Annotated in this window: 19 protein-coding genes and 1 pseudogene; 1 reads left to right on the top strand and 19 read right to left on the bottom strand. The window is 70.2% G+C overall.

Annotated features, from left to right (window positions below):
• Positions 1–118: 118 nt before the first annotated feature.
• The 18 genes and pseudogenes from ACFXC1_RS01635 to ACFXC1_RS01550 all read right to left on the bottom strand — a co-directional run.
• Positions 119–619 (bottom strand): annotated as a pseudogene (locus ACFXC1_RS01635) (shikimate kinase); the annotation flags it as partial.
• Positions 616–1,800, bottom strand: coding sequence for a chorismate synthase (aroC, locus tag ACFXC1_RS01630; protein WP_381237283.1), 1,185 nt, complete (start codon positions 1,798–1,800; stop codon positions 616–618). The pseudogene ACFXC1_RS01635 and the gene aroC, both read right to left, overlap by 4 nt.
• Complete coding sequence (aroA, locus tag ACFXC1_RS01625) at positions 1,797–3,107, bottom strand: 3-phosphoshikimate 1-carboxyvinyltransferase (protein WP_381237280.1); 1,311 nt, start codon at positions 3,105–3,107, stop codon at positions 1,797–1,799. Before aroA ends, aroC begins: the two co-directional genes overlap by 4 nt.
• A complete protein-coding gene (gene metF, locus ACFXC1_RS01620; protein WP_381237278.1) occupies positions 3,104–4,039 on the bottom strand; it encodes a methylenetetrahydrofolate reductase [NAD(P)H] in 936 nt (311 codons plus the stop codon). The genes aroA and metF overlap by 4 nt, the downstream gene beginning before the upstream one ends.
• Positions 4,036–5,004: a carbohydrate kinase family protein gene (locus tag ACFXC1_RS01615; RefSeq protein WP_381237276.1), complete on the bottom strand. Its 969-nt coding sequence runs from the start codon at positions 5,002–5,004 to the stop codon at positions 4,036–4,038. The genes metF and ACFXC1_RS01615 overlap by 4 nt, the downstream gene beginning before the upstream one ends.
• Before the next feature lies 1 nt (position 5,005).
• Positions 5,006–6,169, bottom strand: coding sequence for a methionine adenosyltransferase (gene metK, locus ACFXC1_RS01610; RefSeq protein WP_381237273.1), 1,164 nt, complete (start codon positions 6,167–6,169; stop codon positions 5,006–5,008).
• A gap of 127 nt (positions 6,170–6,296) precedes the next feature.
• The gene (gene wrbA, locus ACFXC1_RS01605; RefSeq protein ID WP_381237270.1) at positions 6,297–6,920 is read right to left on the bottom strand and encodes an NAD(P)H:quinone oxidoreductase; all 624 of its coding nucleotides are present in this window, start codon (positions 6,918–6,920) and stop codon (positions 6,297–6,299) included.
• On the bottom strand, positions 6,920–7,471 hold the full coding sequence (locus ACFXC1_RS01600; RefSeq protein ID WP_381237268.1) for a flavin reductase family protein: 552 nt from the start codon (positions 7,469–7,471) through the stop codon (positions 6,920–6,922). Before ACFXC1_RS01600 ends, wrbA begins: the two co-directional genes overlap by 1 nt.
• A gap of 29 nt (positions 7,472–7,500) precedes the next feature.
• Positions 7,501–8,139: a phenazine biosynthesis FMN-dependent oxidase PhzG gene (gene phzG, locus ACFXC1_RS01595; RefSeq protein ID WP_381237265.1), complete on the bottom strand. Its 639-nt coding sequence runs from the start codon at positions 8,137–8,139 to the stop codon at positions 7,501–7,503.
• Positions 8,140–8,149: 10 nt separating this feature from the next.
• Positions 8,150–8,983: a PhzF family phenazine biosynthesis protein gene (locus ACFXC1_RS01590; protein WP_381237263.1), complete on the bottom strand. Its 834-nt coding sequence runs from the start codon at positions 8,981–8,983 to the stop codon at positions 8,150–8,152.
• A gap of 31 nt (positions 8,984–9,014) precedes the next feature.
• Positions 9,015–9,350, bottom strand: a complete 336-nt coding sequence (locus ACFXC1_RS01585) for a hypothetical protein (protein ID WP_381237261.1) — start codon at positions 9,348–9,350, stop codon at positions 9,015–9,017.
• Positions 9,340–11,253 (bottom strand): anthranilate synthase family protein, encoded by a 1,914-nt coding sequence (locus tag ACFXC1_RS01580; protein ID WP_381237258.1) that lies wholly within the window; start codon positions 11,251–11,253, stop codon positions 9,340–9,342. Before ACFXC1_RS01580 ends, ACFXC1_RS01585 begins: the two co-directional genes overlap by 11 nt.
• On the bottom strand, positions 11,250–11,873 hold the full coding sequence (locus tag ACFXC1_RS01575) for an isochorismatase family protein (protein WP_381237255.1): 624 nt from the start codon (positions 11,871–11,873) through the stop codon (positions 11,250–11,252). The genes ACFXC1_RS01580 and ACFXC1_RS01575 overlap by 4 nt, the downstream gene beginning before the upstream one ends.
• A 44-nt stretch (positions 11,874–11,917) precedes the next feature.
• Positions 11,918–13,102, bottom strand: a complete 1,185-nt coding sequence (locus ACFXC1_RS01570; protein WP_381237252.1) for a 3-deoxy-7-phosphoheptulonate synthase — start codon at positions 13,100–13,102, stop codon at positions 11,918–11,920.
• A 70-nt stretch (positions 13,103–13,172) separates the two neighbouring features.
• The gene (locus ACFXC1_RS01565) at positions 13,173–13,652 is read right to left on the bottom strand and encodes a PhzA/PhzB family protein (protein ID WP_381237251.1); all 480 of its coding nucleotides are present in this window, start codon (positions 13,650–13,652) and stop codon (positions 13,173–13,175) included.
• Between the two features lie 48 nt (positions 13,653–13,700).
• On the bottom strand, positions 13,701–14,924 hold the full coding sequence (locus ACFXC1_RS01560; protein WP_381237248.1) for an acyl-CoA dehydrogenase family protein: 1,224 nt from the start codon (positions 14,922–14,924) through the stop codon (positions 13,701–13,703).
• 166 nt (positions 14,925–15,090) lie between these two features.
• Positions 15,091–16,479: an FAD-dependent oxidoreductase gene (locus tag ACFXC1_RS01555; RefSeq protein ID WP_381237245.1), complete on the bottom strand. Its 1,389-nt coding sequence runs from the start codon at positions 16,477–16,479 to the stop codon at positions 15,091–15,093.
• Positions 16,480–16,837: 358 nt separating this feature from the next.
• Complete coding sequence (locus tag ACFXC1_RS01550; RefSeq protein WP_381237242.1) at positions 16,838–17,671, bottom strand: SAM-dependent methyltransferase; 834 nt, start codon at positions 17,669–17,671, stop codon at positions 16,838–16,840.
• A gap of 293 nt (positions 17,672–17,964) precedes the next feature.
• Between ACFXC1_RS01550 and ACFXC1_RS01545 the strand changes: the two genes are divergently transcribed.
• Complete coding sequence (locus tag ACFXC1_RS01545; protein WP_381237239.1) at positions 17,965–18,984, top strand: Lrp/AsnC family transcriptional regulator; 1,020 nt, start codon at positions 17,965–17,967, stop codon at positions 18,982–18,984.
• A gap of 335 nt (positions 18,985–19,319) precedes the next feature.
• Here the strand turns inward: ACFXC1_RS01545 and ACFXC1_RS01540 are convergent, their stop codons facing one another.
• Positions 19,320–20,771, bottom strand: coding sequence for an MFS transporter (locus ACFXC1_RS01540; protein ID WP_381237236.1), 1,452 nt, complete (start codon positions 20,769–20,771; stop codon positions 19,320–19,322).
• Between the last annotated feature and the right edge of the window lie 343 nt (positions 20,772–21,114).

Here is a 21,114-nt window from a genome sequence, read left to right as displayed (position 1 = left end):
ATCGATCTTCACCCAGAGTGGCTGTGCCGCAGGACAGGGCTCCAGCCAACGCGGTCAACTCGCTTGTTCCTTCCATTCCTTGAGTCGCTCGCGTCGATTTCGTCCATCTCGCGACCGGCAGTGCGTCCAGGACGGCTTGGGTGACCTCTTCGGGGGTGCGGCCGTCGGTGGATACGACGGCCCGCGCGACCTCGGCATACAAGTGCCGCCTGGCTTCCATCAGTTCACGCCACTGCTTGCGCGGATTGATGGTCAGCAGCGGGCGGGCCACGTTGAGGCCGGTGCGCTTGACGGCTTCGTCCACGTCCATCGAGAGATAGACAACCCGGTGCGCGGCCAGCAGCGCACGCGTGTCCTCGTCGAGGACCGAACCGCCGCCCAGCGCCAGGACACCGTCGTGCCCGGCGAGCGCCCGGGCCACCGCCCGCTTCTCGATCGCACGGAAGACCGGCTCACCCTCGTCCACGAAGATCTCCGCGATCGTACGGCCCTCGACGGCCACGATGTCGTCGTCCGTGTCCCGGTAGCCGACACCGAGCCGCTCCGCGAGCTGCTGTCCGACGGTGGACTTGCCGACGCCCATCGGACCGACCAGGACGACCAGCGGGGTCGCGGTCACCGGATGGCCAGGTTCTCGAGGTACGAACGGACGTTGCGCCGGGTCTCGGGCACCGAGTCGCCGCCGAACTTCTCCGCGACCGCGTCCGCGAGGACGAGGGCGACCATCGCCTCGGCGACGATGCCGACGGCCGGGACCGCGGACACGTCGGAGCGCTGGTGGTGGGCCTGCGTGGCCTCACCGGTGACCACATCCACGGTCTGCAGCGCCCGCGGCACCGTCGCGATCGGCTTCATCGCGGCCCGCACCCGCAGCAGCTCACCCGTGGACAGCCCGCCCTCCGTACCCCCGGACCGCCCGGAGACCCGACGAATACCCTCATCGGTCTTCACGATCTCGTCGTGCGCCTTCGAACCCGGCACCCGCGCCAGCTCGAACCCGTCACCGATCTCCACACCCTTGATCGCCTGGATGCCCATCAGGGCACCGGCCAGACGGGCGTCCAGCTTGCGGTCCCAGTGCACATGCGAGCCCAGACCCACCGGAACACCGTAGGCCAGGATCTCGACCACACCACCCAGCGTGTCGCCGTCCTTGTGTGCCTGGTCGATCTCCGCGACCATCGCCTTCGAGGCATCCGCGTCCAGGCACCGCACGGGGTCGGCGTCCAGCCGCTCGACGTCCGCCGGGGTGGGCAGGACACCCCGCGGGGCCTTCGCGGAGGCCAGCTCGACGACGTGCGAGACGATCTCGATTCCGGCCGTCTCCTTGAGGTACGACCGGGCCACCGCACCCAGTGCGACACGGGCGGCGGTCTCGCGCGCGGAGGCGCGCTCCAGGATCGGGCGGGCCTCGTCGAAACCGTACTTCTGCATGCCGGCGAGGTCTGCGTGGCCGGGGCGGGGGCGGGTCAGCGGGGCGTTGCGGGCCAGCCCCGCGAGGATCTCCGGGTCGACCGGGTCGGCCGCCATCACCTGCTCCCACTTCGGCCACTCCGTGTTGCCCACCATGACCGCGACCGGGGAACCGAGCGTGAGGCCGTGGCGGACACCGCACAGGAAAGTCACCTCATCACGCTCGAACTTCATGCGCGCACCACGCCCGTAACCGAGCCGACGCCGGGCCAGGTGGTCCGCGACCATCTCCGTGGTGATCGGCACACCGGCGGGAAGACCCTCCAACGTCGCCACGAGTGCGGGACCGTGGGACTCCCCCGCGGTCAGCCAGCGCAACCTGCTCAACGGTGCTCCTCCATCGACTCGGCTGCGCCAACGGGCAGTTCGTACCAAGGAAAGAGCCGCCGCAGCTCGCTGTGAAACCCCGGAAACGTCTTCGCCACGCAGTGCGGGTCGTCCAGAGTCAGCGTGTCGGGGACGGTGAGGCCGAGCACCGAGAAGGCCATCGCGATGCGATGGTCGTGGTGGCAGGCGACGTGCGTGGAGCGTGGCGTACCTGGGTGCACGGTGATCCAGTCGGTGCCCTCGGCGGTCTCGATTCCGCAGGACCGCAGGTTCTGCACAATGGCGGCGATGCGGTCGGACTCCTTCAGGCGTGTGTGTCCGATCCCGTGGATCGTGATCGGCGCGTCGGCCAGCGGGGCGATCGCGGCGAGGGTCATGAAGGTGTCCGAGATATCGCCCATGTCGACGGCGAAGCCTCCACGCAGTCGTCCGGTGCCGGTCACCGTTGTCGCCGTCTCGTCCACCCGGACCTCGGCGCCCGCCTTCGCGAGGATCTCCACGAAGCGGAGGTCGCCTTGAAGGCTGCCCGCGCCGAGGCCGGGCACGGTGACGGTGCGTCCCGTCACGGCCGCGGCGGCGAAGACGTACGACGCCGTGGAGGCATCCGGTTCGACGACCGTGTCGGTGGCCGTGTACGACCCCGGCTCGACCCGCAGTTCGCCGTCCTCGCCTTCGGTGACGCGGGCGCCGTACCGTCGCATCAGCGCCGCCGTCATGTCGACGTAGGGGCGGCTGACCAGGCCGGGGGCGCGCACCCGAAGTCCCGTGCGCATCAGGGGCGCCGCCATGAGCAGACCGCTGAGGTACTGGCTGCTCGGTGACGACTCCACCGCGATGTTCCCGCCGGCCAGTCCTTCGGCGCGGACCAGCAGGGGGAGGCCGTTGCCAGGACCTGCCTCGATGTCGGCTCCCAGTCCGCGCAGCGCCTCCAGCAGCGCCTGCTGGGGTCGGGCCCGGAGTTGGGAGGAGCCGTCGAAGAGGAAGGTGCCGCGGCCGGCGGCGGCGAAAGGGGGCAGGAAGCGGGCGGCCGTCCCGGCGTCCGCGCACCACGGGCGGGCCCGGCCGGCCGGGCCCCGGCCCGCTCCCGTCACCGCCCAGTACTCGTCCTCAGGGCCGACCCGTACGGGGATACCGCATTCCCTGAGCGCGTCGCGGAAGGTGAGCGTGTCCTCGCCGACCAGCGGGGCATGGATGCGGCTGGTGCCCTCGGCGGCAGCGGCGAGCAGCAGCAGCCGGTTGGTCAGGCTCTTGGAGCCGGGGATCCGGCCGATGAGGGGCTTCGTGCCGCGTGCGGTGTCCGTGATCATGTGACCACCTCCGGGTTGCGGGGTGGCACGGGCAGGCGCAGCCCCCGGTGGATGTCCATGGCGGCGGACGACTGGTTGAGGGTGATGTAGTGCAGCCCGGGGGCGCCCTCGTCGAGCAGCCGCTGGGCGAGTTCGGTGGCGTGGTCGACACCGATGCGATGGGACTCTCCCGGGTCGTACTGCGCGGTCCGCAGGTGCAGCGCGAGGTCGTCGGGGAACGTCGCGTTGCTGAGGCGGGCGAACCGGGCGATCTGTTCGTAGCGGGTGGCGGGCATGATGCCCGGGATGACCGGGGTGTGGCATCCGGCGCGGGCCAGGCGGTCGCGCAGCCGGAGGTAGTCCTCGGCGCGGAAGAACATCTGGGTGATGGCGTAGTCGGCGCCGGCACGGCACTTGGCCACGAAATGGCGGATGTCGGTGTCCCAGTCCGGTGAGCGGGGATGGCGTTCCGGGAAGGCCGCGACGCCGATGCTGAACGTGCCGCACCGGCGGATGAGTTCGACGAGTTCGGCCGCGTGCCGCAGGCCGTAGGGGTGCGGGAGCCACGGGCCCTGGGGGTCTCCGGGCGGGTCTCCGCGCAGGGCGAGGACGTCGCGGATACCGGCGTCGGCGTAGCGGCCGATGATCGCGCGCAGTTCGGCCGTGGAGTGCTGGACCGCGGTGAGGTGGGCCACCGGGCGCAGCGTGGTGTCCTCGGTGATGCGCCGCGTGAGTGCCGTGGTGCGTTCCCGGGAGGTGCCGCCGGCGCCGTACGTCACCGACACGAAGGACGGGTTGAGAGTCTCGACGCGGCGCAGCGCGTCCCAGAGGGCGCGTTGCCCTTTGGGGGTCTTGGGCGGGAAGAACTCGAAGGAGTACGAGCGGTGGCCTGCCGTGATCAGTTCGGCCGGTCCTGTGCGATTCCGCTCGGCCACCGGGGCGGGAGCCGTCATGCCGTGTCGCCTCCTGGCGGGGTTGCCGGTCCGTACGCCGCGGTCGTCAGGTCTCGCAGACGTGCGGCGGACGTGGTGTAGGTCTGGATACCGACGCAGGACAGCGCCTGGGCGGCCAGGGCCGAGCCCGACTGCGCGCATCGGGTGGTGTCCTCGCCTGCGGCCAGGGCAGCCAGGTATCCGGCGCGGAAGGCGTCGCCCACGCCTGTCGGGTCGGCCGCTTCGGGGGTCGCGACGGCGGGGACGTCCAGCGCGGGCCCGTCCGCGCATTCGACGCGGCTGCCCTTCTCTCCCAGGGTGGTGACCCATACGCCGACACGGCGCAGGACGTCGGCCCGGGACCAGCCTGTCCTGGCGAGCAGCAGCGCGTGTTCGTACTCGTTGGTGAACAAGTGGTCGGCGCCCTCGACGACTTCGCGGATCCGGGGGGCGTCGAGCCGGGCCAGTTGCTGGGACGGGTCGGCGGCGAAGGGGATGCGGTGGGCGCGACACGCGCGCGTGTGCCGGAGCATCGCGGCCGGGTCGTCGGCACCGACGAGGACGAGATCGGCGCCTCCGCCCCGGCTCACCACGTCGACGAGGTCGATGTCGGCGGCCTCGGTCATCGCTCCCGGGTAGAAGGAGGCGATCCGGTTGCCGTCCGGGTCGGTGGTGCACAGGAAGCGGGCGGTGTGGCGGCTGCGGGAGACATGGACCCCGGAGGTGTCGACGCCGAGCGCGGAGAGCCGCTGCCCGTACCGGGCGAAGTCCGCGCCCACCGCCCCCACCAGCAGCGGGCGGTGGCCCAGTTGGGCCAGACCGTACGCGATGTTCGCGCCCACTCCTCCGTCGCGGATCTCCAGGGTGTCGACCAGGAACGACAGCGAGACACGGTCGATGTGGTCGGCGAGCAGTTGGTCCGCGATACGGCCGGGGAATGTCATCAGGTGGTCGGTGGCGATGGAACCGGTGACGGCGATCCGCATGTCAGAGCCCGGCCGCTTCGCGCAGGGCGTCGACCCGGTCGGTGCGCTCCCAGGTGAAGTCGGGCAGCTCGCGCCCGAAGTGGCCGTATGCGGCGGTCCGGGCGTAGATCGGGCGCAGCAGGTCGAGGTCGCGGATGATCGCGGCGGGACGCAGGTCGAAGACCTGCCGGACTGCGTGCTCGATCGCCGTGTGCGACACGGCGGCGGTGCCGAAGGTCTCCACGAACAGGCCGACCGGCTCGGCCACCCCGATCGCGTATGCCACCTGCGCCTCGCAGCGACGGGCGAGTCCGGAGGCGACCACGTTCTTGGCGACCCAGCGCATCGCGTACGCCGCCGAACGGTCCACCTTCGAGGGGTCCTTGCCCGAGAAGGCGCCGCCGCCGTGCCGGGCCATGCCGCCGTACGTGTCGATGATGATCTTGCGGCCGGTCAGACCGGCGTCGCCCATCGGGCCGCCGATCTCGAAGCGGCCGGTCGGGTTGACCAGGAGACGGTAGCCCTCGGTGTCCAGTTTGATGCCGTGGTCCGCCAGCCGGGCCAGTTCGTGCTCGACGACGTGGGTGCGGATGTCGGGAGTGAGCAGGCCGTCCAGGTCGGTGTCCGCCGCGTGCTGCGCGGAGACGACGATCGTGTCCAGGCGGGCGGCGCGGCTGCCCAGGTACTCGATGGTGACCTGGGTCTTGCCGTCCGGGCGCAGATAGGGGGCGATGCCCTCCTTGCGGACCTGGGCGAGCCGATGCGACAGGCGGTGGGCCAACTGGATGGGCAGCGGCATCAGTTCGGGTGTCTCGTCGCAGGCGTAGCCGAACATCAGGCCCTGGTCGCCCGCGCCGCCGGTGTCGACGCCCTGGGCGATGTCCGGGGACTGGGCGCCGATCGACACGGACACCCCGCACGACCGTCCGTCGAACCCCTTCTGGGAGGCGTCGTAGCCGATGTCGAGGACGGCGTCCCGGACCAGGGCGGGGATGTCCGCGTACCCGGTGGTGGCCACTTCGCCGGCGATGTGCACCTGCCCGGTGGTGATCAGGGTCTCCACGGCGACCCGCGACCGCGGATCCTCCGTGAGCAGGGCGTCGAGGACGGTGTCACTGATCCGGTCGGCGATCTTGTCGGGGTGTCCCTCGGTCACGGACTCCGAGGTGAACAGGCGGCGGGACATGGCTCTCCCTGGGGTCGCAGCGGCTGCTGACTGGTGGAACGTCGAACGGGAAGGCGCGAGGGTGTCGGGCCGGAGAGCTCCCCGGGGGAAGTAGGAGCTCTCCGGCCCTGCTGAGGGTGATGTGTGGTCAGGAAGCGGCGGTGGTGAGGACCTTGGCGAGGCGCACCACCCGCTCGGCCTGGACTCGGGCCGCGTTGCGGGTGACGTCGCCGACGGGGGCGGTGCCGCCGGCATCGTGGTGGGCGGTGCCGTAGGGGTTGCCGTCGACGAACTTGTCGGGGTGGGTGAACCCGGGGGCGACGACGATGCCGCCGAAGTGGTGGAAGGACTGCATGAGGGCGAGCAGAGTGGACTCGTTGCCACCGTGCGGGCTGCCGGTGGAGGTGAAACCGCTGTAGATCTTGTCGGCCAGTTCGCCACGTCTCCAGGCGCCGCCGAGGGTGTCGAGGAACTGCTTGAGCTGGGCGGCGATGTTGCCGAACCGGGTCGGGGAACCCATGAGGACGGCGTCGGCCCAGACGACGTCCTCGACAGCGGCGAGCGGGATGCCGGCGGTCGCCTCGGCGGTGGCGGCCCACGCGGGCTGGGACGCGACGACTTCCCGGGGGGCCAGTTCCGCGGCCCGGCGGAGCCGGACCTCGGCGCCGGCCTTCTCGGCCGTGTCGGCGATCTCCCGGGCGATGTCGGCGACGTGGCCCGTGGCGGAGTAGTAGACGACGGTGACCTTCACGGCGGTGTCCCTGCCGGTCATCACCAGTCCGCCAGGTGGAGGGACAGCAGCGGATCCGTCATGCCGAGGGCGGAGGCCGGGTGGGTGAACGTCCGGTCGTAGTAGACGAGCGGAGTGCGGTCGTCGTCCACGTGGGTGTCGAGGACGCGGCCGACGACGATGCTGTGATCGCCCCCGTCCAGGACGGCGTGCAGTGCGCAGGCGATCCGGGCGGAGGCTCCCGGCGCGCCGGGCAGGCCCAGCTCGCAGGGCACGATGTCCCCCTCCAGGTCGCCTTCGGCGAATCGGTCGACGCCGGACCGGGCGAAGCGGAGTGCGATCTGGTCCTGCCCGTGTGCGAGGAGGTTGACCAGGAAGCGGTCGGCTGACGCGAACGCCGCGTGGGTGCTGGCGGTCTTGTTCAGGCAGACCAGGACGAGGGGCGGGTCCAGGGACAGGGAGCTGAAGGAGGTCGCCGTGAAACCCCGGCGCCGCCCGGTGCCGTCGACGGTCGTGACCACGGTCACCGGTCCGGGAACCCTGGACATGGCGTGGGTCAGGGCCGCGCCGGTAGTGCCTGCTGTGCCTTTCATGGGGCGATCACCTTCCGGTGGCGAGCGGATCAGGGCTGGAGGCGGCACGTGCGCCATCCTCGGTCGTGCCGGTCGTAGCGCAGCCTGCGGTGCAGTCGGTCCGAGTCGGCGCACCAGAACTCCACGGCGACCGGGCTGAGCAGGTAGGCGACGAAGCGTGCGGGGCGCGGCAGCGGGGTCGCCGGTGCCGCCAGGCGATCCGCCTCGGCACGCAGGGCGGCCGCGTCCCGCAGGGGTTCGCTCTGCCGGGAGGCCGCGGACATGGAGTGCATGGGGATCGGCCGGCCGGACCAGAGGGCATCGGAGTCGGCGTCGCTCAACTGGGCCACGGGCCCGGAGAGGATGAGCTGTTGGCCGGTCTCGCGCCAGTAGAGGAGGCCGGATGCCCAGCCGGTGGCCGCCATCTCGCGGCCCTTCTGGCTGGTGGAGTGGCTGGCGAACACCAGCCCGCGGGGGGTGATGTCGGTGACGGAGACGATGCGGTTGGAGGCCCGCCCCTGGCTGTCCGCGGTGGCCAGCGCCAGCGCGCGGGGTTCGCGCACCTCGCGTGCGGTCGCCTCACTGATCCATTGGTGGACGAGGCCCATGGGCTCGGCGGGCGGACTGTCGTACTCGGGGAAGTCCAGGTCGACTTCGCCGGTGAGGCTCTCGAATCGGCTGCTGTTCACGCGTTCCTCGCTAGACGTAGAGGGTGCCGCGGGCGGCGACGACGCCGTGGCCGCCGACCTCGACCGACCGGACGGACTCGCCGCTGCCTTCGGCGGTGGCGAGCATCAGGGACGGGCGGCCCATCTCGACGCCCTGGAGGATCTCCAGGCGCTGCCCGTAGCCGGCGAGCCGGTGCCGGGCCAGGTGGATGGCGAGAGGGCCGGCGGCCGAGCCCGTCGCCGCGTCCTCCACGACGCCGTAGGCGGGTGAGAACATGCGGGTCCGCCAGTGGACGCCCGCGCCGGCGAAGCAGTTCGCCGCCATGTCCGGGAATCGGCCGAGGGCGCGGTGATCGGGGCGCAGAGCGGAGAGTTCCGTGACGCCGGGGAGTCCCACGAAGACGTGCCGGGGGCCGTTGCGGTAGATCTCCACCGGCGCGACGGTCTCCTCGACTCCGAGCGCCGCCAGGAGTTCCTCCTGGTGCTCGTACGGCTCCCAGGTGGGGATGGGCTGTCGCATCCGTACGGTCGTCACCCCGTCGTCGGCGGCGAGTTCGAACGGGATGACGCCCATGGCTGTCTCGAGCCTGAGCCGGTCCTCCTTGAGCGTGTGGCCCAGCGCCACCGCGGTCCCCAGCAGCGGATGGCCGGCGAACGGCAGCTCGTTGACGGGGGTGAAGATGCGGATGCGGGCGTCTCCGCCCTGCTCGGGGGGCAGGACGAAGGTGACCTCGGAGAGGTTCATCTCCCGGGCGATGCGCTGCATCAGCTCGGTGGTCAGGTCCGCGGCGTCGGAGAAGACCGCCACCGGATTGCCTTCGAGGGGAGTACGGGCGAAGGCGTCGACGACTGTGTATTCGTGCACGTGAGGGTCCCCCGGGTATAGGTACGGATGTTCAGGCGGTCGGCGTGAACACGGGCCCGAGTCCGTCGAGTCGGGGCAGCATGTGCGCGCCCTCGACCGTGGCCTCGACGTCGAAGCGAGTCCGGTGCGTGGGCGGGCGCCCGATCAGCTGCGCGGCCCGGTTGGGCGGCAGCTCGGCGGGGCGGTCCGCCTCCCAGAGCATCACCGCGCCCCACCGGTTGTGCTGCCGGTCCGCCATCCAGAACTTCAGCCGCAGACCCGGTACGTCGCTCCACGCGGCGACCGCCCCCTCTCGAAGGTGTTCCCGGAGGGAGTCGATGGTCTGCGGCGTTCCGTCGAGGTCCCACCAGGCGATGTCAACCCGCACGGCCGAGCACCTCCTGGATGGTGCGGCCCAGGATGCGCGGACCGTCGACGGTGAGCACCGACTCGGCGTGGAACTGCATGGAGGCGAAGCCGGGTCCGCGCAGTCCGTGTACCTCTCCCGTCGCCGGGTCGCGGCTCACCTCCACGGCACCGATCCCCGCGATGTCCTGCTTGTCCTCCTCGCTGTGGGCGGCGAAGGTGTTGTAGAAGCCGACGCGTTCGGGGCTGCCGAACAGGTCGATCTCGCGCTGCACGCCCTGGTTCGGGACATCCCGGCGGATGAGGTCGAGGCCGAGGCCGAGGCTGAGGACCTGGTGGCTCAGACACACGGCGACGAAGGGCCGTTGCTCGGCCAGCAGGCGGTCGATCGCGGAGCGCAGACTGCGGATCTTGCGGTCGTCGGCCGCTCGGGGGTCTCCGGGTCCTGGGCCCATCACGACCAGGTCGTGGCCGTCGAAGGCATATGGATCGTCGAATTGACGGACCGTCACTTTCAGTCCCAGAGAGCGGAGTTGAAGCCTGATCATGGCGGTGAAGGTGTCCTCGGCGTCGATGATCAGAGCACTCAGTCCTTCCAGCCCGGTCACCGCGGGCCGTCGGCCGGCGCTCTCGTCGAGCCAGAACCGCGCGATGCCGCTGTTGCGCTGTTCCAGGGCCGCGCGCACGTCGGGGTGTGTGCCGTACCGCCGGACACGTCCGTTCTCCAGGGCGCCGAGAAGACCGGCCGCCTTGGCCCGGGTCTCGGCGACCTCCGACAGGGGATCGGAATGCCGGACCAGGGTGGCGCCGACCCCGATCCGCACCCGGCCCCGGGGGTCGATGTCGGCGGTACGGATGAGGATGGCCGAGTCGAGGACACGCTCGCCGCTCGTGTCCCGTCCGATCAGCGCGGCCACACCGCTGTAGTAACCGCGGCCCTCGGGCTCGTACTTGTGGATGATCCGGACCGCGCTCTCCAGCGGGCTGCCGGTGACCGTGGGCGCGAACAGCGTCTCGTGCAGGATCTCGCGCACGTCCCGGTCGGTGCGTCCGTCGATGAAGTACTCGGTGTGGGCCAGCCGCGCCATCTCCTTGAGATAGGGCCCCAGAACACGGCCGCCGCCCTCGCAGATGCGGGCCATCATCTTCAGTTCCTCGTCGACGACCATGTACAGCTCGTCGGTCTCCTTGCGGTCGGCGAGGAACTCGGTGACGCCTTCCAGGGTGGAGCCGGCCGGCGGGTAGCGATAGGTGCCGCTGATCGGGTTCATGACCGCGGTCCCGCCGCTCACCGAGATGTGGCGTTCGGGGGTGGCACCCACGAACGTGCGCTCACCGGTGTGGATGACGAACGTCCAGTACGCGCCCTGTTCCCGCTCCAGCAACCTGCGGAAGAACACCAGCGCGTCGCGGAGCGAGTAGTCGCCGATCTCGGCCAGGAAGGACCGCTTGACGACGAAGTTGGCGCCCTCCCCGGTGCCGATCTCGTCCGCGACGATGCGGCGTACCGTTTCGGCGTACCGCTCGTCGTCGATGTCGAAGCCCCGGGCCGTCACGGAGGTCGGTGTGTCCGGGAGCCGGAGAAGGAGTTCGGGTACCGAGACCCGGTCCTGGCTGGTGACGGACAGGGCGATGAGGGGTGCGCCGTCGTCGGGAGCGGTGAAGCCGCGTTCGGTGATCTGCCGGTACGGCGCCACGACGAGGACATCGTGCCCGGTCTCCGCGTTGCCGGGCGCCGGGTCGTCGGTGAGGGGGATGTCGGCCAGGGTCTCCGGCAGCGTCACATCGCCGACCAGGACGTCCACCGTGTCCGGGGTGCCGGTCTCCGGACGGTGCAGCAGGGCGAAGGCGGGGGCCCGGAGGTCCAGTACGCGGCCGAGCAGGTCGCCGGGGGTTCGAAAGCCCGGGTCATGTCGTGTGCTCATACGAACACCTCCGTGGACGGCAGCACCACGGCGCAGCGCTGGGCCGCGTACTCCAGGGCCAGTCGGTGGTGGGTCTCGGAGAAGTCGCCGAGGGCGTCGGCGGCGAGGAAGGTCTGGATGTCGTTGGTGAACGCCTCCAGCGCGGTGGCCAGGACGCCGACATGGGCGTACACGCCGCACAGCACGAGCTGGTCACGGCCCGCGGCCCGCATGCGATCGAGCAGGTCGGTGCGGAAGAAGGCACTGTAACGCCACTTGGTGAGCACCCAGTCGTCCTCGGCCGGCGCGAGTTCGGGCACCACTTCGCGGTCCGCCGGGTCGGTGCGCATACCGGGACCCCAGAAGTCCTTGAGCAGTCCGCGCTGTTCGTCGGTCATCCGGCCGGGCTGGGCGGTGTACGCCACCGGGACCCCGAGGGCGACGGCACGCTTGCGCAGGGCGGCGGCGTTGTGGACGAGTTCGCCGCGCAGGGGGTCGGGCAGCGCCTGGAGGAAGTAGCGCTGCATGTCGTGGACGAGCAGGACGGCGCGGTCCGGATGCGGGATCCAGTCCGCCACGTTCTCGGGCAGGCGTTCGGCGGTGGGCAGGACGTACGACGTGACAGGGGGTAGGCCGGCCATGGCTCAGCTCCTTTCCAGCAGGGTGGACGCGGCGGCGGGGCGTGTCAGAGGGTCTCGGCCCATGCCGTGACCAGGGAGACGGCCTGCCGGGAGTTGAGGCGCGGGTCGCAGAAGGTGGTGTGCCGTTCGCCGATCCGGCCGAGCGCCGAGACATCCGCGGCGCACTCGGTCACGTCGTCCGGTGTGGTCTCCAGATGGAGTCCTCCGGCAACGCCGCCCGCCGCCGCCACCGCGTGGCCGAACTCGTGCACCTCGCGGGCCATGGTGGTCAGCAGCCGGGTCTTCCGGCCGCCCGGTGCGGTGATGGTGTTGCCGTGCATCGGGTCGCACAGCCAGATCACCGGGTGGCCCGCGGAGCGGACCGCCGCCACCAGGGCCGGCAGCCGCTCACCGACGGCGTCGGCCCCCATTCGGGAGATCAGGGTGAGGCGGCCGGGTTCGCGCAGCGGGTCAAGGCGCTCGCACAGCGAGGTGATCTCCTCGGGGGTCATGCCCGGGCCGACCTTGCAGGCGACCGGGTTGACCACATCGGCCAGCAGGTCGACGTGGGCGCCGTCCAACTGGCGGGTGCGCTCACCGATCCACGGCCAGTGTGTGGAGCCCAACCACCGCGTGGAGTCGCCGAGTTCGCGGATCATCGGGACCTCGTAGTCCAGCAGGAGCGCCTCGTGGCTCGTCCACACCAGGGGTTCGATGCCCGGCCAGGTGCGCAGGGCGGGGGCGCGCCACCCGAGGTGTTCCACGATGTCGCCGGCCGCCATGTACCCGGTGAGGATGCGCAGCGGGTCGGGACGCCTGGCCTCCGGGTCGGGCTCCGGGCTGTTGACCATGTGCCCCCGGTAGACGGGCAGTGCCAGGTCGCCGACCTGCTCGAAGTCGTTCGACCGCGGCTTGGCGAACTGGCCGGCCATCCGTCCGACGCGCAGGACGGGTTTCCCGGTGAGCATCTTCAGGGTGGTGGCCAGCAGACCGAGCACGGCGGTCTTGCGCCGTACGTGCTCGGACGTGCACTCCTCCGGGTCCTCGGCGCAGTCTCCCGACTGCAGCACGAGGGCCTCCCCCGCCGCGACGGAGGCGAGCAGTGACCTGAGGGTGTGGACGTCGTCGATCCGGACGAGCGGTGGACGGGAACTGAGGATCTCCCGTACCCGCTGGACCTGCGCGAGGTCGGGCCAATCGGGCTGTTGCAGCGCCTTGGCCCTCTGTATTTCAGTAAGTGCGTGTCCCACGACAGTGCCCCCGTGAAGCGGAGAGGATTTATGTTCGGGTCATGGCATACCGTGCGTGCGGGCGGGCGGATCAGGTGGGGATGCCGGCACGTTCGATGCGCGGAACGTCTATTCCCAGTGCCTTGAACTGCTGGCAGGGATTCATGAACTCGCGCTGCTGCTTTATCTTCCCGTTCTCGAACAGGAAGGAGTGCAGGAAATGGTTGCGGTAGTACCCGTCCGGATATCCGGGAAAGAGAATCTTTCCCTCGCCGTCGCATTCGACCCAGAAACGGTCGGGGTCCTGGGTGTCGAAGATCTCGACGTTGGTCCAGGCCCAGTCGGGGAAGCACTTGAGCGACCAGACCGCGTGCTCGCCCAGCCGGTCGCGACCGCGGATGACGATCGGTTCGCCGCTCTCCGTGGTCCACAGGCCGCCGGCACCGTCCTCGGTGAACAGCAGGTGGCGCCGGAGCCGGTCCTCACCACGCGTGTTCATGTACTGCTCGACGATGGCCCGGTTGTGGGCGCGCAGTTCGGTCCGGTCGGTGGGTATTCGGGGTTCTGGCATGGGTGTCCTCTGCTCGGCGGGACGAGGGGTGAGGGGGATGTGCGGGGGTCAGACGATGAAACTGATGTCGCGCGGGTCGCCGCCGACCAGGGCACGGCCGTAGACCTGCTCGGGGATGCCCATGCCGAAGCCGGCGTGTCGGCTGCCGACGTTGATGTCGCGCCAGAGCCGCTGGAGGGGGTTGGACTCGTTGAAGGCGGAGGAGCCGTGGGCGGTGAGGAGGGTGTCCACGGCCTCCCTGCACAACCGTCCGACCAGCGTGGACTCCAGCCGGTTGCGGGCCCGGACGGTGAGGTCGGCGTTGACGCCGGCCCGGGCGAGTTCGTCCACGGTGTCCGCGATGCGTCCGGCCACCAGCTTCGCCATGTCGATCTTCGAGGTGGCGTCGGCGAGGTCGAGCTGGAAGGTCGGCGACTGCGTCTGGTTCCGGTAGGTGGAGCCGGCGACGGGCCGGGTGGGGCCCTTGTCGCGGACGAAGTCCAGGGCCGCCTCGGCGCCGCCGATCAGTGCGCCGATCAGGCCGATCGAGAACAGGCCGGTCAGGCTGTTGCGGTAGGGCAGCGCGGGATCGACGACACCGTCGGTCTCGCCGTTGAGGATCGGCAGGTACGGCACCAGCCTGCGGTCCGGTACGAAGATCCGGTCGGCCACGACGGTGTTGCTGCCGGTGCCGCGCATTCCGGCGAAGTACCAGGTGTCCTTGATGGCGACCTCGTCGGCCGGCATCAGGGCGAACCGTATGTCGGGCCGGCCCGTGTCGGCGGGGACGGCGATCAGGGCGCTGACCCACTGTGCGTGCAGGCTGCCGGAGACGTACGCCCACTCGCCGCTGACGATCATGCCGCCCTCGACCGGTTCGACGGCCGGTGAGGGCAGTCCGAGGACCAGTGCGCACCGGGCGTCCGGAGTCCGGCCCCAGACCTCGTCGCCGGCCGCTGCCGGGAACAGGGCGGCCATGAAGTTGCCGGCGTTCAGGACGCCGGCGATCCAGGCGGCGGAGGGGCAGCCCCGGCCGAGCGCGGTGGCGACCTCGAGCAGGGTGCGCATGTCCGTGGCGTAGCCGCCGAGCCGGCGCGGTGTCTGCAGTCGCAGCAGTCCGGCCCCGGTCATGGCAGCGAGGACCCGGTCGGATATCCGCCGTTCCCGTTCACATTCGACGGCGTCCGCCCACAGGAGTTCCCGCAGACCTTCGGCTCGCGCGACGAGTTCCGCACGGTCGGGAATCAGTTCCTCACTGGTGACCGAATCGACTGGGAACACGGAATTTGACATTCCGAATCATTCCTTTCGCGTTTCTCGACAGGTGGAACGCTAGGGGCCCGAAATCCCGGAAGTCAAGGGTGACTATTTCCAATTCACCAAGAATCCAGAACGCTGAAATTTGCAGGATTCAACTACGCGCCGTGCTTTTCGGCCGCGTCTTCGGGCGTCCGTCTTCTCAGCGCGAGCCGACGGGGCGGCGCAGGTTGCCGAGCACGACCCTGGCGACGGTGAGCGGGCTGAGGAGGATGAGGGGCGAGGAGAGCAGGGAACTGACCTTGACGAACTCCTGGGTGAGTGCGGGGTCCCGCTCGGCCGCGGTCAGCAGCCGTTCGAAGTACGCGTTCGTCAGCCGTACCGGAAGCGGCCGGTCCCCTTCGACCTGAGGAAGGGCCAGGTCGCTGCCGACGGCCATCTGCCAGGCCACCTCGATCTTCCGGGCGGCCGCCCGGAAGAAGCGGTACGGCAGCCGGTCGTGTCCTCGGCCGAGACACTCCCGCAGCGCGGCGGCCTGAAGCGCGGCAACCGACATGCCCTGGCCGTAGACGGGATTGAAGCTGCAGATCGCGTCGCCGAAGACGATCAGCCCGTCGGGAAACCTCTCCAGCCGTTCGTAACGCCGGCGCACGCTCGCCGGGTAGCGATGGGCGACCGGATCGTCGAGGGGCTCCGCGGCGCACAGTGCCTCGAAGACGTCGGAGGGCACGATGGGCTTGGCGAACTCCAGGAAGTCGGCGGGGTCGGTCGGCGGATGGTGGCCGCCGTAGCCGATCAGGGTGAGCATCCAGCGGTCCTCCTCGTGCTGGAGGAAGGTCGCACCCGCCGGCCGGCCCGGTGTGGCTCCCACGATCACGACCTTGCGGCGACCGAGGGCGCCCGGCGCCAGACGCAGGGTGCGGCTGACGTACTTGATGTCGACGGCGATCCGGTCCTCACCCGGAGGCTCGTAGCCGAGGTCGGCCAGCCAGCGGGTGGCGCGCCCACCGCGGCCGGTCGCGTCGACGACGAGGTCGGCCGTCAACTCCCGCTCCGCACCGCCTTCGCGCTCGACGACCCGGACACCGGTGACACGGGATCCGTCCGGCGCGCTGAGCAACCCCGCGGCCTCGCACCGGTCGATGATCTCCACACCGGGGACCTTCCTCATCCGCGCCCGGATCCCCCCTTCGAGCTGAGGCCGGGTCGGCTGGTAGGTGGGTGTGGGGTCGGCGTAACGGCCCTCCTGGCACAGGAGGTGACCGCCCGGCGCGAAGTACATCTCGGTCGGCTCCCGGACGACGGGGACGCCACCCGCCTCGAACTCCTCCAGCAGCCCGGGGAACATCTCCTGCAGCCCGCGGGTGCCGGCGGGCAGGATCGCGTGGGCGTGTCGCCCCTGCGGCACACCGCGCCGGTTCTCATCCGTCTCCGGGAGGACGTCCCGGTCGACCACCGTGACGCGGTCGAACGTGTCGGACAGCACCCTGGCGGCGAAGAGACCGGCGATGCTGGCCCCGAGAACCACACAGTGGCCGCTGCGGGCACGAGGCTCCTTGGGATCATGCGGGCGTGCGGTGTCGTCAGACATGCGAATCCTCTGCTGTCCGTGAGGCGAATGACGGGGACGATTTCCCGGTTGCACCGGCGGGAAGAGCCCCATGTAGGCCGTGAATCTCTCGTTGCGGGTCACGGGAAAGCGACTCTCGGCTAGCGGGACGCGATAAGGACGAAATCCGTCGCTGAGCCGCCCCGATTAACAGGGGGATGAACCGCAGGGAAATACACTGCGAGCGATCGTACCCGGCGTTATCCCCGTATGCCCTCTGGGCCAAACCCGCACCATGGACCGCGTCTCGGCCAAATACAGGGGCGGCGTGGCGTGAAATACAGCAACCGGCAACGGAATGCGGAATTCCGAATTACCGACCGCGCACCCGCGAGTTCCCTCAGATTTCCGCAGCCGCCAGCCAGCAGGCCGGGAGCGGGGCGACCGTGCGCCCGTGACCGATGCGCGGATCGTCTCCCGCGTACACGCGGGCCCGCCAGCCGTGGCCGCCGAGCCATTCCTCGAGGTCGTCGCGGGCGGAGAGCCACTTGGCGCCCTGCTCCTCGACCCGTTCACGCACGGGCCTGCCCTCTTCCTCGAGCATGGCCGCCTTGAGGTGTTCCAGCATGAGCCGGCTCCCCGGCGCGGACAGTTCGGTGAGACCGGCGAGGAGCGACTCTCCCGCGGTGTCACTCAAGTACATCAGCAGCCCCTCGACCAGCCAGACCGTCGGCTGCCGCGGGTCGAAGCCCGCAGCTCGCAGCAGGGACTGCCAGTCCTCGCGCAAATCGGCGGCGACTCCGTGACGCTCGCAGGCCAGGGGCAGTCCGGAGCGGGCGATGAGGGCGTCCTTGAACTGCGTCATCTCCGGCAGCTCCACCTCGAACCACCGGGTCCCGGCAGGGAGCGCGAGCCGTACGGTACGGCCGTCCACCCCCGCGGCGAGCGTGACGACCTGACGGATCCCGGTGCCGATCCCGGCGAGGATCTCGTCGTCGAGGAAGCGTGTGCGCACCGCGAAGTACGTGGGGAAGCCGGCGGCACTGTTGTGGGTCTGCTTGATCACCTCGGCGACCTCGGCCAGCACCGGGTTCTCGGCCAGCGCCGAGAGCATCGTGGTGGCCAGCGGGTCCCGGAACAGCGCATCCGGACGCTCACTTTCCAGTTGCCGCATCCAGGCGGTGAAGAGCGCGGTCTGTCCTACCCCGACGGAAGGTGTCTTCAGCTCCACCATAAAATCCTCCCCAAGACGAGTTCAATTCAACGGAAAGGTGCGGTCCACGTATGCAGATCGTCGACCGTGAACATCCGTAAAAATTGCTGACTATTTCCTGGCGGAAGGGGCGCGAAAAGAGGAGGGAAGAGACCCCGCTCGTTCGCCGTACATGCCCCCGCTACGCCCGCGCATCTCAGCCCGAGCGGTTGACCTGATGGAATTCTGTGGGACCTTACCGGTGCGATGGTAGCGTGCTCTGCGTTATCTTCAAGTTTATTCCACGGAGCAGGCCCTCACTGAAGGATGTGTGCATGCTGGACGACCTGGACCGTGCCCTGATCCACGCGCTGCACATCGACGGCCGCGCGCCTTTCAGCCAGATCGCCGCCGCCCTCGACGTCTCGCCGCAGACCGTCGCCCGTCGCTACCGTCGGCTGCGCACCGAGGCATCCCTGCGGGTCGTGGGACTTCCGGACCCCCATCAGGCGGGTCAGACGCAGTGGCTCGTCCGGCTCACCGCGGCGGCGAGTTCCGCTCAGGACCTCGCCTACGCGCTTGTGCGCCGACGGGACACGTCATGGGTGAAACTCACCTCCGGCGGCACCGAGATCGTCGCGATCATCCACTCGCCGACCGAGGCGGACACCGGCAACTCCCTGCTGCTGCGCGACATCCCACGCACGAGCAACATCACCGCCGTGTCCGCGCACTGCATCCTGCACACCTACCTCGGCGGTCCGACGAACTGGCGCCGCAGCGCCGACACGCTCGACGAGAAGCAGCAACGTGTCCTGCGCGAGCACGAGACGGCCGACACCTCGTACGTGCCCGTGCCGCGCCAACTCACCGAAGGCGACGCGGACTTGCTGGTCGCCCTGCAGAAGGACGGCCGGGCCACGCACGCGGAGCTGGCGCAGGAGACGGGCTGGTCCCCGGTCACCGTGGCGCGCCGGCTCGCGGATCTCCAGGAGGGCGGCGCCATCTTCTTCGACGTCGAGGTCGACACCGGCCACTTCGGTGCCAACACCAGGGCGCTGCTGTGGATGTCGGTGAGCCCCGCACACCTCGAGAACGTGGCGACGACACTGGCCGGACACGACGAGCTGGCCTACGTCGCGGCGACCACGGGGCCCACCAACCTGGTGGCTCAGGCCCTGTGTCGCGACCCGGCCGACCTGCACCACTATCTGGCCCGGCGGCTGGGTTCCCTGGACGCCATCCACACCCTCGAGACCAGCCCGGTCCTGCAGAACCTCAAGGCGTCGAGCCCCATCATCACTGATCTGGCCCGCACCCGGATCCCCCCTGCCCCTGCCCGTACCCGGATCTGACGGCCTGTGGCCCACAAGCCACGGGCACGCCGAAGCGGCGGCCCGAAGGCCGCCGCCCACACCCAGCGGGACATCGCTCCGCTGGGCCGTGTCCGCGAAGTCCCTCCCGCAGAGGGGGTACCCCCAGCCCCGCGACGCCTGGCACGCTCCCTCACTGCCTCAAGGGCGTGGGAGGGGCCCCCACTCGCCGCACCGGGCGAAAGCCCACGTACGACCAGTACGAGGACTTCCGCCCGGCACTCCCCCAGCCTTCGGCCGGGGGGGACCCCCAGAGCACGCACCGAACGCCGCGAGGCCCGCCCTCCGGGCGGACGACGGGACTTCGCGGACACGACCTAGTGCCCGGCCCCCTCGTCGGCCGGAGCGTTCTTGTCGATCATCATCCGGCTGGTCGCAAAGCTGACCACCACCAGCACCACGGCGACCCAGAAGGCGAGTTGGACGGCGTGCAGGGCCGGCCGGGCACCGCCGTCACCGGCGCTGCCGAGGTAGACACTGCCGAGAACCGCCACCCCGAGCGTGGCGCCCAGTTGCTGGACCGCGTTCAGCAGACCGGCGGCCGAGCCGATCTCCTGCGGCTGCAGCGGCTTGAGCGCGATGGTGAAGAACGCCGGACTGAACAGGCCGACTCCGAGTCCGACGACCGCCAGGGCGAGCAGCAGCGGCGTCGGGTACTTGTGCGCGTCGGCCGTGTGATAGACGGCGATGGCCGCAAGCGCACCGACCAGCAGAACGACCAGGCCGAGGGACATCATGCGGTGGCCGTAGCGCCTGACCAGGTGCGCGCCGGCCACCCAGGAGGCGACGGCCAGGCCCACCGACCACGGAGCGAGGGTCAGCCCCGCCTTCAACACATCGGTCCCCAGACCGAGTTGGAGCTGAAGCACGATGACCATCATCAGACCGTTCGTGACGGCGAAGAAGGTCATCGACGTCACCAGCGCGGCCGGGAACCCGTGGTGGGCGAACAGGCTCGGTTCCACCAGCGGGCTGCGCCCTGCGGCGGCCACCTGGCGCTGGTGCACCGCGAACACCGCCATCAGGCACAACCCGGCCGCGATGGCCGCCCAGCTCCACCCCGACAGGGCGGTCAGGTCGGCGCCGATCAACGGGTAGACGACGAGACCGATGCCGGCCATGGCCAGCAGCGTGCCGGTCACATCGAGGCCGGGCCGCTTCGGGGCACGGTTCTCCATCAGCTTGGGCGCGATCGCGAGGACGACGAGCGACACGGGGACGTTCACCAGGAACGCCGCACGCCACGAGGAGCCGAACAGGTCGGCGTGAGTGAGTACGCCACCCAGCACCGGCCCGCACACGGCGGCCAACCCCATCACCGGACCGATGCTGCCCAGGGCCTTGGACATCTCGGGACCGGCGAACATCGTCTTGATCAGGCCGATGGTCTGCGGGATGATCACGGCCGCCGCGGCTCCCTGCACCACCCGAAACGTGATCAGCAGCCCCACCGTGGGCGCCGCGGCGCAGGCGGCGGACGCGACCATGAATCCGGTGACACCGATCACGAACAGTCGCTTGCGTCCGGCGATGTCTCCCAGCCGACCGCCCATGATCAACAGCACCGCGAACGGCAAAGTGTAGGCGGTCGTGAACCACTGGATGTCGGAAACCGATCCACCCAGATCAGCATGGATCTTCGGCGCGGCGACCTGCACGATGGTCGCGTCCAGGAGGTTCATCGCCTCGCCCAGCAGCAGGGCGGTGAGCGCCAGCCACCGCCATCGGTACGCCGTGGGAGTCGGCGTCAGCACACGCTCAGCAGTCATCGGGGGTTCCTCTCCACCGTCGTCGACACGCCGGTCCGACCTCGGCGGGCGAGGCTTCGTGACCGACCACTGCCGAGCGTGGAGCCGGGGAGACGAGGTGCTCCAGCCAGAGCGGCGACTTGGCGGATTCCTTCCATCAACGCCGCCCCTGGAGTCGATTTCTCACTTCCCCCTCCGGTGGGAGCAGGACGTCCGCGACACCTTCGTGCGTGCTCGGGTCCGGGTGTGCCGTGTGAGGTTCCTTCAACAGGGCGCTCCCGATGGAAGAAATGCTCCAGTCTCCCGTCGCCACTGGAGCAGCCGCAGGTGATCACTTCACGCTGGGGTTCCCCGGCCGCCACCG

This window comes from Streptomyces hokutonensis (genome assembly GCF_042751305.1).
In the GTDB taxonomy this organism is placed as follows: domain Bacteria; phylum Actinomycetota; class Actinomycetes; order Streptomycetales; family Streptomycetaceae; genus Streptomyces; species Streptomyces hokutonensis_A.
The sequence above is the reverse complement of the archived record's forward strand: the minus strand, read 5'-3'. Positions and strand labels throughout refer to the sequence as shown.

Excerpts from the sequence above, each read along its gene's own strand:
- ACFXC1_RS01540 (WP_381237236.1), bottom strand. The coding sequence starts at position 20,771 with ATGACTGCTGAGCGTGTGCTGACGCCGACTCCCACGGCGTACCGATGG.
- ACFXC1_RS01580 (WP_381237258.1), bottom strand. The coding sequence starts at position 11,253 with ATGAGCACACGACATGACCCGGGCTTTCGAACCCCCGGCGACCTGCTC.
- aroA (WP_381237280.1), bottom strand. The coding sequence starts at position 3,107 with ATGATCACGGACACCGCACGCGGCACGAAGCCCCTCATCGGCCGGATC.
- ACFXC1_RS01550 (WP_381237242.1), bottom strand. The coding sequence starts at position 17,671 with ATGGTGGAGCTGAAGACACCTTCCGTCGGGGTAGGACAGACCGCGCTC.
- ACFXC1_RS01600 (WP_381237268.1), bottom strand. The coding sequence starts at position 7,471 with ATGAAAGGCACAGCAGGCACTACCGGCGCGGCCCTGACCCACGCCATG.
- ACFXC1_RS01560 (WP_381237248.1), bottom strand. The coding sequence starts at position 14,924 with ATGTCAAATTCCGTGTTCCCAGTCGATTCGGTCACCAGTGAGGAACTG.
- metF (WP_381237278.1), bottom strand. The coding sequence starts at position 4,039 with ATGACGGCTCCCGCCCCGGTGGCCGAGCGGAATCGCACAGGACCGGCC.
- ACFXC1_RS01565 (WP_381237251.1), bottom strand. The coding sequence starts at position 13,652 with ATGCCAGAACCCCGAATACCCACCGACCGGACCGAACTGCGCGCCCAC.
- ACFXC1_RS01615 (WP_381237276.1), bottom strand. The coding sequence starts at position 5,004 with ATGCGGATCGCCGTCACCGGTTCCATCGCCACCGACCACCTGATGACA.
- metK (WP_381237273.1), bottom strand. The coding sequence starts at position 6,169 with ATGTCCCGCCGCCTGTTCACCTCGGAGTCCGTGACCGAGGGACACCCC.
- ACFXC1_RS01545 (WP_381237239.1), top strand. The coding sequence starts at position 17,965 with ATGCTGGACGACCTGGACCGTGCCCTGATCCACGCGCTGCACATCGAC.
- ACFXC1_RS01575 (WP_381237255.1), bottom strand. The coding sequence starts at position 11,873 with ATGGCCGGCCTACCCCCTGTCACGTCGTACGTCCTGCCCACCGCCGAA.
- wrbA (WP_381237270.1), bottom strand. The coding sequence starts at position 6,920 with ATGACCGGCAGGGACACCGCCGTGAAGGTCACCGTCGTCTACTACTCC.
- ACFXC1_RS01555 (WP_381237245.1), bottom strand. The coding sequence starts at position 16,479 with ATGTCTGACGACACCGCACGCCCGCATGATCCCAAGGAGCCTCGTGCC.